13 protein-coding genes are annotated in these 14,807 nt (G+C 66.4%); 7 read left to right on the plus strand and 6 right to left on the minus strand.

The window, feature by feature from the left end:
• Positions 1-132 precede the first annotated feature (132 nt).
• Positions 133-1,659 (plus strand): DUF1800 domain-containing protein, encoded by a 1,527-nt coding sequence (locus ACV7NL_RS09175; RefSeq protein WP_463355475.1) that lies wholly within the window; start codon positions 133-135, stop codon positions 1,657-1,659.
• Positions 1,660-1,671: 12 nt separating this feature from the next.
• On the plus strand, positions 1,672-2,859 hold the full coding sequence (locus ACV7NL_RS09180; RefSeq protein WP_056478740.1) for a DUF1501 domain-containing protein: 1,188 nt from the start codon (positions 1,672-1,674) through the stop codon (positions 2,857-2,859).
• Between the two features lie 120 nt (positions 2,860-2,979).
• On the opposite strand, the gene groL is transcribed toward ACV7NL_RS09180, so the two are convergent.
• Positions 2,980-4,632 carry a chaperonin GroEL gene (gene groL, locus ACV7NL_RS09185; RefSeq protein ID WP_056478744.1) on the minus strand — a complete coding sequence of 551 codons (1,653 nt, stop codon included), beginning with the start codon at positions 4,630-4,632 and terminating at the stop codon, positions 2,980-2,982.
• Positions 4,633-4,728: 96 nt separating this feature from the next.
• Positions 4,729-5,016 (minus strand): co-chaperone GroES, encoded by a 288-nt coding sequence (groES, locus tag ACV7NL_RS09190; RefSeq protein ID WP_055886789.1) that lies wholly within the window; start codon positions 5,014-5,016, stop codon positions 4,729-4,731.
• Positions 5,017-5,229: 213 nt separating this feature from the next.
• On the opposite strand from groES, the gene ACV7NL_RS09195 reads away from it, so the two are divergent.
• The 4 genes from ACV7NL_RS09195 to ACV7NL_RS09210 all read left to right on the plus strand — a co-directional run bounded on the left by ACV7NL_RS09195 (position 5,230) and on the right by ACV7NL_RS09210 (position 10,653).
• Positions 5,230-6,234 carry a magnesium transporter CorA family protein gene (locus ACV7NL_RS09195; RefSeq protein ID WP_463355476.1) on the plus strand — a complete coding sequence of 335 codons (1,005 nt, stop codon included), beginning with the start codon at positions 5,230-5,232 and terminating at the stop codon, positions 6,232-6,234.
• A gap of 92 nt (positions 6,235-6,326) precedes the next feature.
• On the plus strand, positions 6,327-7,799 hold the full coding sequence (locus ACV7NL_RS09200; protein WP_463355477.1) for a lipopolysaccharide biosynthesis protein: 1,473 nt from the start codon (positions 6,327-6,329) through the stop codon (positions 7,797-7,799).
• A gap of 139 nt (positions 7,800-7,938) precedes the next feature.
• Complete coding sequence (locus ACV7NL_RS09205; protein ID WP_463355478.1) at positions 7,939-9,126, plus strand: FAD-binding protein; 1,188 nt, start codon at positions 7,939-7,941, stop codon at positions 9,124-9,126.
• A gap of 144 nt (positions 9,127-9,270) precedes the next feature.
• Entirely contained in the window at positions 9,271-10,653 is a 1,383-nt protein-coding gene (locus tag ACV7NL_RS09210) for a heterodisulfide reductase-related iron-sulfur binding cluster (protein ID WP_463355479.1), read from the plus strand.
• Between the two features lie 5 nt (positions 10,654-10,658).
• On the opposite strand, the gene ACV7NL_RS09215 is transcribed toward ACV7NL_RS09210, so the two are convergent.
• Entirely contained in the window at positions 10,659-11,630 is a 972-nt protein-coding gene (locus ACV7NL_RS09215; RefSeq protein WP_463355480.1) for an MBL fold metallo-hydrolase, read from the minus strand.
• 164 nt (positions 11,631-11,794) lie between these two features.
• Here ACV7NL_RS09215 and ACV7NL_RS09220 point away from each other — a divergent pair, with 164 nt between their 5' ends.
• The gene (locus ACV7NL_RS09220; RefSeq protein WP_463355481.1) at positions 11,795-12,583 is read left to right on the plus strand and encodes a helix-turn-helix domain-containing protein; all 789 of its coding nucleotides are present in this window, start codon (positions 11,795-11,797) and stop codon (positions 12,581-12,583) included.
• Here ACV7NL_RS09220 and ACV7NL_RS09225 read toward each other — a convergent pair.
• The 3 genes from ACV7NL_RS09225 to fumC form a co-directional block, all read right to left on the minus strand.
• A complete protein-coding gene (locus ACV7NL_RS09225; RefSeq protein ID WP_463355482.1) occupies positions 12,533-12,751 on the minus strand; it encodes a ribbon-helix-helix domain-containing protein in 219 nt (72 codons plus the stop codon). The two genes, ACV7NL_RS09220 and ACV7NL_RS09225, sit on opposite strands and share 51 nt — an antisense overlap.
• Before the next feature lie 400 nt (positions 12,752-13,151).
• A complete protein-coding gene (locus ACV7NL_RS09230) occupies positions 13,152-13,343 on the minus strand; it encodes a DUF4169 family protein (RefSeq protein WP_463355483.1) in 192 nt (63 codons plus the stop codon).
• Between the two features lie 14 nt (positions 13,344-13,357).
• Entirely contained in the window at positions 13,358-14,770 is a 1,413-nt protein-coding gene (gene fumC / locus ACV7NL_RS09235) for a class II fumarate hydratase (protein ID WP_056189826.1), read from the minus strand.
• Between the last annotated feature and the right edge of the window lie 37 nt (positions 14,771-14,807).

Below are 14,807 nucleotides of genomic sequence, written 5' to 3' on the forward strand. Positions count from 1 at the left end.
ACAGGTGGCAGGCGGTGGGCCACAATCTGGTTTCCGGTCGGTTTCTCCGCCGCGCTTGCCTTCTCCCCGACATTCCACCGCCATGTTTCCTCGGCGAGTTGCACCTTACGGATAAGCCGGAGGGGGCGACTCATGTCGAGGTTGTGTGGCGCGGCGATCGTTCGGACCGCTCTCGTTTGGGCCATCCTGACCTGTGGGCCGGTATTTGCAGCGCCCGTCGGGTCACCGTCGTCGGACCTCGCGCTTCTCGACGCGCTGACCTGGGGAGCGACGCCGACGAGTTTCTCCGCGCTGCGGGCGCAAGGGCGGGAAGCCTGGCTGTCGGCGCAACTGCGGCCGTCCCACGCGATGGCACTCCCGCCCGTGGCTCAGGCCCAAATCCATTCGATCCAGCCACAGGGCGCCTTGATCGATCGCGTCGTCGCTTTCGACGCACAAGCCAAGGCCGCGAATGGGCTCGCCGATCTGAACGCCAAGAAGGCGGCTCAATCCGCCTATCAGGGCGCCTTGAACGACGCCTACCGGCAATCACTGACCGCCACGATCCTGCGAGCGCTCTATGCGCCGGATCAGGTTCGGGAGCGGATGACTTGGTTCTGGTTCAACCGCTTCAACGTGCATCAGGGCAAGGCCAATCTGCGCGTCCTCGTCGGCGACTATCTCGACACTGCCATCCGCCCCAATGCCCTTGGGCGATTCCGCGATCTCCTGACTGCGACGCTCGAGCACCCGGCGATGCTGCGCTACCTCGATAACGTCGAGAATGCTGCTGGTCGGCTCAACGAGAACTACGCCCGCGAACTCATGGAACTTCACACCCTCGGCGTCGGAGGGGGGTACGCGCAGCACGACGTGGAGGAATTGGCTCGTATTCTCACGGGGGCCGGTATCGATTCGCGGCCCGAAAACCCCAGGGTGAAGCCAGAGCTTCAGGGCGATCTCGTCCGAAAGGGGCTCTTCCTGTTCAACCCGGCCCGGCACGATTACGGCAGCAAGGTTCTGCTTGGTCATACCATCCACAGTCGTGGCTATGCCGAGATCGAGGAGGCGCTCGACGTTCTGGCCCGGCATCCCGCAACCGCCCGCAACGTCTCCCGGGCAATGGCCCTCTATCTGATGGGGCGTTCGCCCTCGAATGCTCTCGTCGATCGGCTCGCCGCGGTCTTCACTCGAACGGACGGCGATACCGCGGCAGTGCTGGGCGCGCTCGTCCACTCTCCGGAATTCGTGGACGCGGCCGGCTCGGGCTTCAAGGATCCGGTCCGCTATGTTTTTTCGGCCCTGCGGCTGGCCTATGACGACCAGGTCATTCTGAATACGACCCCAGTCCAGAACTGGTTGAACCGCCTCGGAGAGGGCCTCTTCAATCGCTCGACACCCGACGGGTATCCGCTCGACGCCGCTGCCTGGAGCGGCCCAGGCCAGCTCACGACGCGCTTCGAGATCGCGCGCCAGATCGGCTCCGGCTCGGCGGGGCTGTTCAAGTCTGGCGCCCTCGATGCGGTCGAGGAACCTGCCTTTCCGCTCCTGCAGAATGGTCTCTATTTCGGGCCGCTGATGGCGACCCTCACGCCGCGGACGAGGGACGCCTTGCGTCGGGCGGTCTCGCCCCAGGATTGGAACACGTTGTTCCTGTCCTCCCCCGAGTTCATGCATTGAGGAGGCGGATCGATGAACAGACGCGATCTCATCCGCGCTGCCGCCGCCTTCGGTGCCAGCACCGTCGCGGGCCGGGTGTGGGCGGCGCCCAAAGCCGATGCCCGCCTTCTCGTCGTCTTCCTGCGGGGGGCTTACGACGCCGCCAATGTGGTAATCCCGACCGGCAGCGACTTCTACTATCGAGCCCGGCCGAATCTGGCGGTGGCTCGACCCGATCCGGCGAACCCGGCGGCAGCCCTCCCGCTCGATGCCGACTGGAGCCTTCATCCGGCGCTGCGCGAGACGATCCTGCCGCTCTACGCGAAAGGAGAGGCGGCCTTCGTGCCGTTCGCCGGTACGAACGACCTCACCCGCAGCCACTTCGAGACGCAGGACACGATCGAACTCGGACAGCCGGTCGGTGATTCGCGAAATTACCAATCCGGGTTCATGGCGCGCCTCGCCGTGGAATTGACGCGGGTGCGCCCGATCGCCTTCACCGAGCAATCACCCCTGATCTTCCGGGGACCCGATCCCGTGCCCAACATCGCGATCCACGGGATCGGCAAGCCGGGGATCGACGAGAGGCAGGCTGCTCTGATCCGGGCTATGTACGCGGGCGGCCCCCTGGCGAGCGCGGTGAACGAGGGCTTTCGGGTCCGAGATGAGGTCTATCGGACAATCTCCGATCACCAAGCACAGGCGGATCGCGGCGCGGTTTCGCCCAAGGGGTTCGAATTGGCCGCCCGTCGCATCGGCCGCCTGATGCGGGACCAGTTCAACCTCGGCTTCGTCGATGTCGGTGGGTGGGATACGCATGTGAACCAGGGCGGTGCAACCGGCTATCTCGCCGACCGCATCGGAGAACTTGGCCGTGGCCTTTCCGGCTTCGTCCAGGAGATCGGCGCCGGCTGGACCGATACTGTCGTGGTCGTCGTTTCCGAGTTCGGTCGGACCTTCCGCGAGAACGGCAATCGCGGCACCGATCATGGTCACGGTAGCGTCTACTTGGTGCTCGGGGGCGGGGTACGGGGCGGTCGGATCGCCGGTCCGCAGGTTCGGGCCGACGAAGCTCATCTGTTCCAGAACAGGGACTATCCGGTGCTCACCGATTATCGGGCGATGCTGAGTGGTCTGTTGCAGCGCATCTACGGACTCGATGCAGCCAGTCTCGGTCGCATCTTCCCGGACGTCTCCCCAAGCGATCTCGGGCTGGTCTGAGCCCGTAGACCTCCGCGCGCTGCATCGTCGGTGCGCGCGTTTTCGTCCGGTCACGACATGGAAAAAGGGGCCGCCTTTCGGCGACCCCCTTGTTTTCGGTGTTCAGGTGTCTTGGACGTCTTAGAAGTCCATGCCACCCATGCCGCCGCCCATGCCGCCGCCGCCGCCCATGGGGGCGCCGCTGTCCTTCTTCGGAGCATCGGCGATCATGGCCTCGGTGGTGACGAGGAGGCCGGCGATCGAGGACGCATCCTGAAGGGCGGTGCGCACGACCTTGGCCGGGTCGACGATACCGGCCTGGATCATGTCAACGTACTCTTCGGTCTGGGCGTTGAAGCCGTAGGTGATCGAAGAGGTGTTGTCGGTAATCTTGCCGACCACGATCGAGCCCTCGACGCCGGAATTGGCGGCGATCTGGCGGATCGGCGCCTCAAGGGCCTTCAGCACGATCTTGATGCCGGCCTGGACGTCCGGGTTGTCGCTGGTGAGGGCGCGGACGGCCTCGCGGGCACGGAGGAGGGCGGTGCCGCCGCCGGGGACGATACCCTCTTCCACCGCAGCGCGGGTGGCGTTGAGCGCGTCGTCGACGCGGTCCTTCTTCTCCTTGACCTCGACCTCGGTCGCGCCGCCGACGCGGATGACCGCGACGCCGCCGGCGAGCTTGGCCAGGCGCTCCTGGAGCTTCTCACGGTCGTAGTCCGAGGTGGTCTCCTCGATCTGCGCCTTGATCTGGCCGACGCGGGCTTCGATGTCCGCCTTTTCGCCAAGACCGTCGATGATCGTGGTGGTCTCCTTCTCGATGCGGATGCGCTTGGCGCGGCCGAGCATCGGGAGGGTGACGTTCTCGAGCTTGATGCCGAGGTCCTCGGCGATCATCTGACCCTGGGTCAGGATCGCGATGTCCTCGAGCATGGCCTTACGGCGATCGCCGAAGCCCGGAGCCTTGACGGCCGCGACCTTGAGGCCACCGCGCAGCTTGTTCACGACGAGCGTGGCGAGCGCCTCACCCTCGATGTCCTCGGCGATGATGACGAGCGGCTTGCCGGTCTGCACCACGGCCTCGAGAACCGGCAGCATCGCCTGGAGCGACGAGAGCTTCTTCTCGTGGATGAGGATGTAGGGGTCCTCGAGCTCGGCGACCATCTTCTCCGCATTCGTGATGAAGTACGGGGAAAGGTAACCACGATCGAACTGCATGCCCTCGACGACGTCGAGCTCGGTCTCGGCGGTCTTGGCTTCCTCGACGGTGATGACACCCTCGTTGCCAACCTTCTGCATGGCGTGGGCGATCATCTCGCCGATTTCCTTGTCGCCATTGGCCGAGATGGTGCCGACCTGGGCGACTTCCTCGGACGAGGCGACCTTCTTGGCGCGGCTCGTGATGTCCTTCACGGCAGCGGTGGTGGCGAGGTCGATGCCGCGCTTCAGGTCCATCGGGTTCATGCCTGCGGCGACGTACTTGGCGCCTTCGCGGACGATGGCCTGGGCCAGGACGGTGGCGGTGGTGGTGCCGTCGCCAGCGATGTCGTTGGTCTTCGAGGCCACTTCGCGCACCATCTGGGCGCCCATGTTCTCGAACTTGTCGGAGAGCTCGATCTCCTTGGCGACGGTGACGCCGTCCTTGGTGATGCGCGGAGCGCCGAAGGACTTCTCGATGACGACGTTGCGGCCCTTGGGACCGAGCGTCACCTTGACGGCGTCAGCGAGGATATCGACGCCGCGGAGCATCTTCTCGCGGGCATCGGAGCCGAAACGGACTTCTTTTGCTGCCATGTTCAAATCCTTGAGTTGTTGAGAGCCCTGAGGCGCTCGAAACGAGAGCGCGCTCGAAGGACTCAGCTAGGATCGAGGGAAGAGGGTGGCCGCGCTTTAGGCGACGACGCCCATGATGTCGGATTCCTTCATGATCAGGAGGTCCTGACCATCGATCTTGACTTCGGTGCCGGACCACTTGCCGAACAGGACGCGGTCGCCGGCCTTGACGTCGAGCGCGTTGATACGGCCAGCCTCGTCGCGGGCGCCGGGGCCGACGGCGACGATCTCGCCCTCTTGCGGCTTCTCCTTGGCGGTATCGGGGATGATGATGCCCCCCTTGGTCTTCTCTTCGCCTTCGATGCGGCGGACGACGACACGGTCGTGCAGCGGACGGAACTTCATGAGCTGCCCTCTTGCTTCAAATTCGTGGATGGCGTTGATGCGGCGCGGCAGCGCGCTCAACCCAGGCCGTTAGCACTCTCTCTGGGTGAGTGCTAACGATGGCGCCGAGTTAGGCGCGTGGCTCCGTCGAGTCAAGACTGTCGCAGGGTCCGATGACGTTCCGACGACAGGATCCTTCCTTCATTTCACACCCCGACGGAAAGTCCTTCGCGGATGATCGAGCTTCATGGACCGCAGGGTGCGGTCGAGCCTGCGGCGCCGGATACCGCCTATCCCTCCCATGCCGTCTGGATCGACCTCAACGATCCCAGCGCCGCCGAGGCAGAGCGGGTCCAACTTGCCACCGGTATCAGCGTGCCGTCGCGCAAAGCGCTGAGCGAAGTCGAGAATTCGAGCCGGCTGCGCCGGATGAAGAGCGGTTTCACGCTCTCCACGCCGATGATCACCTTCGACAAACTGGATTCTCAGCTCAAACCCCTCGGCTTCGTCCTGACGAAGGATCGCCTGCTCACCGTCCGCTTCCACGATCTGCGGGCCTTTGCGGAGGTCAAGAAGCGGATCGATGCCGGAGACGGGCCGGGCACCACCAGCACGGAGATCTTCCTTCTGCTGGTGGAGGAACTGGTCGACAGTCTCGCAGACGCCCTCGAGGACATGGGCGCGGACCTCGACGCCCTCTCGACGCGGATCTTCGATTTCGATGTCCGCAGCAGCGCCGCCACCGGGGACATCAGGGCCCCGCACCAGAACCCCCGCCGGCGCGACCTGGCCCTTCGCCGTATCCTGCGCGGCATCGGTCGACGCGGGAAGGCGCTTGGGAAGATCCGCTCCAGTCTCCTCGGACTGGAGCGGATCGTGCCGTTCGTCGCAAACGAATGCGAGCATATCCTCGGGGAGGAGCAGGTGCCGAGATTCGAGGCGATGCGCCGGGACATCGCCTCCCTCGACGAGTTCGAAATTCGCCTGTCGGAGAACGTGCAGTTCCTCCTCGACGCCACGCTGGGCCTCATCAGCATCGAGCAGAACAACACCTTCCGGGTTCTCACCGTCGCTTCCGTGGTGGGTATCCCGCCGACGCTGATCGCCTCGATGTACGGCATGAACTTCAAGCACATGCCGGAACTCGACTGGCTCTACGGCTATCCCTATGGCCTGACCCTGATCGCGCTCAGCGCCATCATTCCGATCGTTTTCTTTCGGATTCGAGGCTGGATCTGAGGGCGTGACGAATTGTTCGGTCGCGCGTGCGAAACCAACCCGGTTGCATCGCTGCCCGTCCAAGCAGCCTTCGAGGATGAAGTGTCCGCGCCATGGCCGTGATCGCTGCCTTCGTCCTCAATGCCGGTCTGAACTTCGTCCTCGGGCTTCTGATCGCCAAGCTGCTCGGGCCGGCCGATTTCGGCCTGTTCGCTTTGGCGACCGCCGGTGCGATCGTCGCCAACACCATCCTGTTCGAATGGCTTCGCCTGTCGGCGACGCGCTTCTATTCCGTTCGGGTGCGCGTCGATGAGCCTTGGATCCGCCACGGGCTCGACCATGCCTACGCGTTTCTGGCGCTGGCCCTGTTCGCTGCGGCTTTGCTCTGTGCCGTGTTCGGCGTCTCGCTTCAGCCGAGTGCGGACAGTCATTTCGCGATCACGGCCGGTGCTGCGGTGGCCGCGCTGGGCATCGGGGTTTTCGACTATCATGCCGCGCTCGTCCGCGCGCGCTTTGACGGTGCGCTCTACTTCAACCTCGTCGCGGTCAAGAATGCCCTCGCCTTCGTGCTGATGGCGGGGGCCGCCTGGTACTTTCCGCAACCGGTCTGGGTTCTGGTGGCGGCCGGTATCAGCCAGGCCGTTGCTGTCCTGCTTCTCTACGGTCCGATGCGCGACCCGGTCGTGCCGCGCCTGCAGGCCCGCGTCCGGGAGACTTGGCGGCTCTTCGTCGCCTATGGTCTGCCGCTGATTGCCGCGAATGCGATCTATCAGCTCCTTCCATTTCTCAATCGGGGTAGCATCGCGGCCCATGCGGGTCTTGCCGAAGCCGGCTACTTTGCATTGGCTGCCGATGTCACCACCCGGAGTATCGGTACCCTCGGCACTGCCCTCGACCTGCTGTTGTTTCAACTTGCCGTCCGGGTGGAGGAGCAGGAGGGCCGTGCCGCGGCCGAGCGCCAGGTCGGGCTGAACGTCGGCGTTGTCGTCACCTTGCTTCTGCCCTGCGCCGTCGGGTTCTGGGCCGTGCTTCCCGCTCTGGAGACGCTGGTGGTGCCGGAAGCTTACCGTGGTCCCTTTTCCGCCTATGCCGGCGTGATGGTGCCAGGCTTCTTCTGTCTGGCGATGATGAATTTCGCGCTCAATCCGATTTTCCAGATCCGCCGCCGGACTCGCCCGGTCATCGCGGCTGCCTGCGTTGGATTGGGGCTCAACGCTGCCGGGTTATGGTTCCTCCCACCCCTGCTGGGTCCCGAGGGCGTCGCGGTCGCGCAGACCCTGGGGCTGGCTGCCGCGACTCTGTTGCTGGGAATTCGCGCACTGACCGGCCCGGATCGGCTGCGCCTGCCCTGGTGGGAGATCCTGGCGGCCTGTGTCGCCTCCATGGCCATGGCGCTCTGCCTCCTGCCGTTGCGCCACATCGAACCGACCCGCGCCCTCGCCCTCGGCGTACCGCTCGGCATCGCGGTCTACGGCGCCCTGGTCTGGCTCTTCGACATTGCCGGCTTGAGGGGCCACGCGGTGGCACGCCTTTCCCGCAGCCTTCCCGGATCGCCCCGCCCCACCGAGCCGGCCTCGGTGGAATAGGACGGCCTCGGTGGGATAGAACGGGCTCGGCGGAATAGACGGACTCGACTGGCTGTCATCGCCGTGATCCTCCTTTAAGGTGGTCGACGGCAGACAGGATCGAGGGCGCCGTAGAACGCTCCGAATCGGGCAGGAATCGATGCGTTCATATGAGCCTCACGATGAGGGCGCGGCGGCCGAGGTTGTTCGGGCCGCGGCCAGCGGTCCCGAGCGGCTTCGCCTCGTGGGTGGCGCGACCAAGAGCGCCATCGGGCGCCCGGCCCAGGACGAGGTGACGCTGTCCAGCGTCCGGCTCTCCGGCATCACCCTCTACGAACCCGCCGAAATGGTCGTCTCGGCTCGAGCTGGAACGCCGCTGGCGGAGGTTCAGGCCCTGCTCACGGAGCGTGGCCAGATGCTGCCCTTCGAGCCGATGGACCATCGTACCCTGATGGGGACGACCGGCGAGCCCAGTTTCGGAGCCGTGGCGGCCACCAACAATTCCGGCCCACGGCGGATCAATGCCGGCGCGGCGCGCGACAGCCTGATCGGCGTGCGCTTCATCAATGGGCGCGGCGAGGCGATCAAGTCCGGCGGGCGTGTGATGAAGAACGTGACCGGGCTCGACCTCGTGAAGCTGATGGCGGGGTCTTGGGGAACCCTGGGCTTGCTGACCGAGGTGACCTTTAAGGTGCTGCCGCGGCAGGAGCGGGTGGCGACCCTGGCCTTCCCGGACCTCGACGATGTCCGTGCCATCGGGGCGCTGTCCGCTGCCCTCGGCTCCCCGTTCGAGTTGACCGGGGCCGCCCATCTGCCTGCCGGAATCGCGGGTGGAACCGCGCGGACGCTGATGCGGCTCGAGGGTTTTTCGGAATCGATCGACTATCGGCTCGGCGAATTGCGCAGTCTGCTCAAGCGCTTCGGCGAGCCGGAGGTCGTCGAGGGCGATCCAGGCGCCGAGCTATGGACCGGGATTCGCGATGTCGTGGCGCTGGCCGAGCCGCGCGAGGCTGCGATCTGGCGCATCGCGACCGCCCCGACCCATGCGCCGGCCGTGACGGCGGCGATCGCGTCGCGCCGCGAGGCCCGCTGGTTCTACGACTGGGGCGGCGGCCTGATCTGGCTTGCGACGGACGCGGCGGGAGATGCCGGAGCGGAGATCGTCCGCGCGGCCGTTCGAGCCAAGGGCGGACACGCCACCCTCGTGCGGGCGCCGGAAGCTGTCCGGGCGGCGGTCGCCGTATTCGAGCCGCTGTCGGAGGCTTTGATGCGGATCACCGCCGGTATCAAGGCGGCGCATGATCCCCAGGGGTTGTTCAATCCGGGTCGGATGTATGCCGGCCTCTGAGGCTGCGCTGTTGAGAGCGATTCCAAGGCTCGGAATCCGGCGCGATTGTCTTTAAACTGACGCCGGAAGAACGACGATGCCGACACGGGCCGGGCTGCGAAGCCGGACCGATCGACGGCGCGAGGGTGGATCCGAGGACACGCCGTGCAGACCAATTTCAGCCTGACGCAGCTCGCCGATCCGGCCATGGCGGCGTCCGAGAAGATCCTGCGGACCTGCGTCCATTGCGGGTTCTGCACCGCGACTTGCCCGACTTACCTCCTGCTCGGTGATGAACTCGATTCTCCGCGGGGGCGGATCTACCTGATCAAGGATATGCTGGAAGGTGGAAAGCCGGCCGTGCCGGAGGTGGTCAAGCACGTCGACCGGTGTTTGTCCTGTCTGTCCTGCATGACGACATGCCCGTCGGGGGTGCATTACATGCACCTTGTCGATCATGCCCGAGCGCATATTGAGGAAACCTATCGTCGTCCGCTGAGCGACCGGCTGCTGCGGGCCGTCCTGGCCTTCGTCCTGCCCTATCCGAATCGCTTCCGGCTGGCGCTCCTCGGGGCGAAGATCGGTGCGCCGTTCCGGCCCCTGGTGGCGCGCCTGCCGCGTGTCGGCAACCGCCTCGCGGCGATGCTGGACCTAGCCCCGGCGCAACTGCCGAACCGCAACCCCACCGACCGTCCGGGCACCTTCCCGGCCGATACGCGAGCCCTCGAGGCCAGCGATGCGTTGCAGGGGTATGCCACGCCGTCGCGTCGAGGTCGCGTCGCGCTGCTGCGGGGATGCGCCCAGAGCGTGCTGCGTCCCGATTTCAACGAGGCGGCGATCCGCCTTCTGACTCGGCACGGGGTCGAGGTGGTCCAGGCCGCGGGGGAGGGCTGCTGCGGTGCCCTGACCCACCACATGGGCAAGGCCGACGCGTCGCATGCCCAGGCCAAGCGCACCATCGACGCCTGGATCGCCGAAATGGACGGCGCCGGCCTCGACGCGATCCTGGTCACCGCCTCCGGCTGCGGCACGACGATCAAGGATTACGGCTTCATGTTCCGAGACGACCCGGCCTATTCGGACAAGGCGAAGCGGGTGTCGGCGATTGCCAAGGACGTCACGGAGTACGTGGCCGCCATCGGCCTGATGCCGCCGATCGTGGAGACCGACCTCGTGGTCGCCTACCACTCGGCCTGCTCGATGCAGCACGGCCAGGGCATCCGCACCGAGCCCAAGAACCTCCTGAAGACAGCGGGCTTCACCGTGAAGGACGTGCCCGAGGGCCATATCTGCTGCGGCTCGGCCGGAACCTACAACATCCTCCAGCCCGAGATCGCGAACCGCCTGCGCGACCGCAAGGTCGCCAACATCGAGCGCATGCGCCCCGACGTCATCGCCACCGGCAACATCGGCTGCGCCACCCAGATCGGGAAGGGCACGGCGATCCCGATCGTCCACACGGCGGAACTGCTCGACTGGGCCACCGGCGGCCCGAAGCCGGCGGCCCTGGAGGGGATCCGCGACCGGGCGCTGCTGGCGGCGGAATAGGTGCTTCAGCCATCGAGCTGGTAGGTGAGGGGAATCCACCGGTAGCCGAGCCCGTCGCGGGTCACGTAACCCAGCGATGGGAACGAGGTGTGATAACCGGCGACCAGGATACGGTCCGTCGCGGCCATGTCGTACATGGTCCGCCGGGTGGCAGCCCCCGCGGCCTTGTCCATGTCGAACAGGGCATGCCAGTCGGGCCGCGCCAGCGAGGCGATCTCGTGATGGGCGCAGTCACCCCAGATCAGAAGCCGCTGGCCCTCGCTCTCGACGTGGAAGGCGAGATGTCCCGGCGTATGGCCGAAGGCCGCCAGCACCTTGATTCCGGGCGCCACCGAATCGCCTGGCTTTACGAAGCGGATGCGTTCTTCCAGAGGCTGCAGATGGCTGCGAAAGACGCGGGCCGACTTGTATTCGTTGCCGGCCTCCGGCGCGGCGAGGCGGGTGTCGTCGCTCCAGAAGGCGTATTCCCGCGCACCAACGACGTAACCGGCCTTCGGGAAGAGCCGTTTCCCTCCGTCCAGGAGGCCGCCGATATGATCGGTGTGGCAGTGCGAAAGCACCACGAGATCGATCGCCTCAGGGGATAGGCCAGCCTGACCGAGAAGATGCGCGAGTCGTCCGCCCGCCGGACGCGGGATGAAGCCCACGTCGCCGTTCCCGGTGTCGAAGAGGATCGTCTGGCGGCCGGTCTGGACGAGGGTCGGCGTGAATCCGGGCTTGAACCGAACCTCCGGCAGGCAGTTCTCGCGCATCAGCGCCGCGATGTCCGAGGCTTCACGGTTCTCGCCAACGATCGGCCAGGGACCGTCGATCATCAGGTCGGCATCCAGCAGGGTGGTGACGGTAAAAGCGCCAAGACGGACCTGTCTCAGGGTCGCCGCCTCGCAGGTACGTGGCGTCTGCGCGATGGCCGGACCCGGCAGAGTCAGGCCGGCGATCGCGGTTGCGGCAAGATGACGGCGGGTAAGATCGGTCATGGGAGAACGTTCCTGGCGAGGAAGTCCGGGTGAGGGATGTCCCGGGAAGCCCGGCTCCGTCAGGATGGTCTCGGGACCGGACGCCGACGATCTAGCGCCGCGAGGGGAGGCCGAGCTTGTACGAACGTGCTGCGCCTGATGCTCCACTCGGTCCGATCTGGCACGTGGCTGGAGCGCACACGCTCTTCGCTGGGCGGCTCGCCTACAATGCGAGCCACCAGCACGGAGCCCCGGTCTACCTCGCGGGCCTGTACGGCGCTTTCCGCATCCGTTTCCAACCCGGCGCCTGGATAAGCTGCCGAACGGCCTTCGTTCCCGCCGGCTTGGCCCATGAACTCGATTGCGGCGGCGACCCGATCGGCGTGCTTTACCGCGAGCCCGATGCCGGCGCGCGGGTCCTGACTGGGTTGATGGAGATGGCGGACGCAGTCGAGGGTGCCCTGGTGTCCCGGGCGGGCGACATCTTTGCGCTGCGCGCCCTCTTCGAATGCCGCGATGCCTGCGACTGGGCCGGCGAGGCCATCGCGGACCTGTCGGACTTCGCCGCGAAGCGCGACGATCGACCGATGGACGGGCGGATCGCCCGCATTCTCGCCGAGCTGCGCGGGTGCCAGGATGTGCAGATGAGTGCGGGCCGGCTCGCTGCGTCCGCGACGCTGTCCTCCTCCCGGATGCAACACCTGTTCAGCGACGCCGTCGGTGTCCCGTTCCGACGCTACCGCGGCTGGCTGCGTATGCGCTCGGCGATCGAGGCCGTCGTTCGCGGTGCGAACTTCACGGGGGCGGCCCACGAAGCCGGTTTTGCGGATCAGGCGCATTTCGCCAACGCCTTCCGCCGGACCTTCGGCGCTCCGGCCTCGCGCAGCCTGTTGGGACTGCGCACGCCGACCGCGTCTCCGCCATCAGGAGCCGGCGCGCGCGTTCGCCAGCACGAACACCCGAATCGCCGATGACAGGTTCTGGCCGTCGCGGCCGGCGTCGATGGTGCCGATCAGGGCCTGGACCGACTGGTCGCGCGCGGCCGCGATCCTGCGCAGCGCCTCCCAGAACGGGTCCTCCAGGGATACGCTGGTGCGATGGCCGGCGATCATCACGGAGCGCTTGGTGACCCCGGTGGTCATCGCCAGCAAACCCTCCCTGATGGTGTGACGGGCTTCCTGAAATGGCCGCTTGTCCCTGAGAGCCAGTCATTCTCCTCGGCTGATTTCGGGCTTACCCAACATCCGTCAAGCGTGTGGAGCAAGGGACGGCAGAGCCATCGCAGACGGCACCGCGCCGTCATTCCGGGGCGCCGTAGGCGAGCCCGGAATCCAGAGCCACCGACGGTGTAACGTTCTGCACCACCTGTGTTTCTGGATCCCGGGCTCCGCTGCGCGGCCCCGGGATGACGGGGTGCTCCACGAGGTTCTTCGGCGTGCAGAGGGGCCGATGGGATTGTCCCGCCGTGGGGGTGCGCGGCGCGCACTTGTCTCGAAGTGGAATCCCGAAGCTTTGCGGAATACGAGAACCATTCTCCTCGCATCACCCCTCCGGATCCGGCCCCACCAATTTGTGCTCCTCGTGGCGCGAGACCTCGATGGCCTTCTTGGCCTCGGCCAGGGTCTTGGCCTTCTTCGGGCGACCGAAGGCGATGCGGTTGTCCGCCGCTTTCGCCGCCCGTTCCCCCCGCGCCCGGTCCTTGCGGGCCTGGCGCAGGTTGATGATCTCCGCCATGCCGGTGGTCTCCCTCACTCGGCGCTGGGCGCCAGCATCGTCTCGGGGCGCACCACGCGCTCGAACGCCTCCGCCGTGACGTAGCCGAGGCGCAGGGCCTCCTCCTTCAGGGTGGTGCCGTTCTTGTGCGCGGTCTTGGCGATCTCGGCGGCCTTGTCATAGCCGATCGAGGGCGCGAGCGCCGTGACCAGCATCAGCGAGCGGCTCATCAGGTCGGCGATCTTGTCCTCGTTGGCCTTGATGCCGACGACGCAATTGTCGGTGAAGCTCACCGCCGCGTCGGCGAGGATGCGGATCGACTGCAGCACCGCGTTGGCGATGACGGGCTTGAACACGTTCAGCTCGAAATTGCCCTGGCTGCCGGCGAAGCTCACGGTGGTGCCGTTGCCGATCACCTGGGCGCAGACCATCGTCAGGGCCTCGCACTGGGTCGGGTTGACCTTGCCGGGCATGATCGACGAACCCGGCTCGTTCTCCGGCAGCGACAGCTCGCCAAGGCCCGAGCGCGGGCCGGAGCCAAGGAAGCGGATGTCCTGTGCGATCTTGAACAGGCCCGAGGCCAGGGCCGTGAGCGCCCCTTGGGTGAACACCAGGGCGTCGTGGGTCGCCAGGGCCTCGAACTTGTTGGCGGCCGAGGTGAAGGGCAGGCCGGTCAGCTCGGCGACTTTCGCGGCGAACTTCTCGGCGAAGTCGGGATGCGCGTTGAGGCCGGTGCCGACCGCCGTGCCGCCCTGGGCCAGAGCCAGCACGCCGGGCAGCGTCGCCTTCACGCGCTCGGTGCCCAGAGCCACCTGCGCGACGTAGCCGGAAAATTCCTGGCCGAGGGAGATCGGGGTCGCGTCCTGCAGGTGGGTGCGGCCGATCTTGACGATGGAGGCGAACGCCTCCGACTTCGCCTGAAGGGCGTCGTGCAGGTGCTGTAGGGCCGGCAGCAGCCGGTCGTTGATCTCGCGCGAGACCGCGATGTGCATGGCGGTCGGGAACACGTCGTTGGACGACTGGCCGCGATTGACGTGGTCGTTGGGATGGACCGGCGACTTGCCGCCCCGCTTGCCGCCGAGCAGCTCGTTGGCGAGGCTGGCGATGACCTCGTTGGCATTCATGTTCGACTGGGTGCCGGACCCCGTCTGCCAGACCGCCAGGGGAAATTCCTGGTCGTGCTCGCCGGAGACCACCTCGGCCGCCGAGGCCGCGACGGCCTGGGCCACCTTCGGGTCGAGGGCGCCGAGGTCCTGGTTGACCAGGGCGGCGGCCTGCTTGACCATGCCGAGCGCGTGGACGAGGGGCGCCGGCATCTTCTCGGTGCCGATCTTGAAATTCTGGATCGAGCGCTGCGTCTGCGCACCCCAGTAGCGATGCGCCGGGACCTCGATCGGGCCGAAGGTGTCGGACTCGGTGCGGGTGGCGGGCGTCTCGGTGGGCGACATCGTGGCCTCTTCGTCTGGTCAATCCGGACCCTACTTA

The organism is Methylobacterium sp. Ger2507 (assembly GCF_055231875.1).

Coding starts and splice junctions, on each gene's coding strand:
- ACV7NL_RS09195 (WP_463355476.1), top strand. CDS start 5,230: ATGATCGAGCTTCATGGACCGCAGGGTGCGGTCGAGCCTGCGGCGCCG.
- ACV7NL_RS09200 (WP_463355477.1), top strand. CDS start 6,327: ATGGCCGTGATCGCTGCCTTCGTCCTCAATGCCGGTCTGAACTTCGTC.
- ACV7NL_RS09175 (WP_463355475.1), top strand. CDS start 133: ATGTCGAGGTTGTGTGGCGCGGCGATCGTTCGGACCGCTCTCGTTTGG.
- ACV7NL_RS09225 (WP_463355482.1), bottom strand. CDS start 12,751: ATGACCACCGGGGTCACCAAGCGCTCCGTGATGATCGCCGGCCATCGC.
- groL (WP_056478744.1), bottom strand. CDS start 4,632: ATGGCAGCAAAAGAAGTCCGTTTCGGCTCCGATGCCCGCGAGAAGATG.
- ACV7NL_RS09205 (WP_463355478.1), top strand. CDS start 7,939: ATGCGTTCATATGAGCCTCACGATGAGGGCGCGGCGGCCGAGGTTGTT.
- groES (WP_055886789.1), bottom strand. CDS start 5,016: ATGAAGTTCCGTCCGCTGCACGACCGTGTCGTCGTCCGCCGCATCGAA.
- ACV7NL_RS09180 (WP_056478740.1), top strand. CDS start 1,672: ATGAACAGACGCGATCTCATCCGCGCTGCCGCCGCCTTCGGTGCCAGC.
- fumC (WP_056189826.1), bottom strand. CDS start 14,770: ATGTCGCCCACCGAGACGCCCGCCACCCGCACCGAGTCCGACACCTTC.
- ACV7NL_RS09215 (WP_463355480.1), bottom strand. CDS start 11,630: ATGACCGATCTTACCCGCCGTCATCTTGCCGCAACCGCGATCGCCGGC.
- ACV7NL_RS09230 (WP_463355483.1), bottom strand. CDS start 13,343: ATGGCGGAGATCATCAACCTGCGCCAGGCCCGCAAGGACCGGGCGCGG.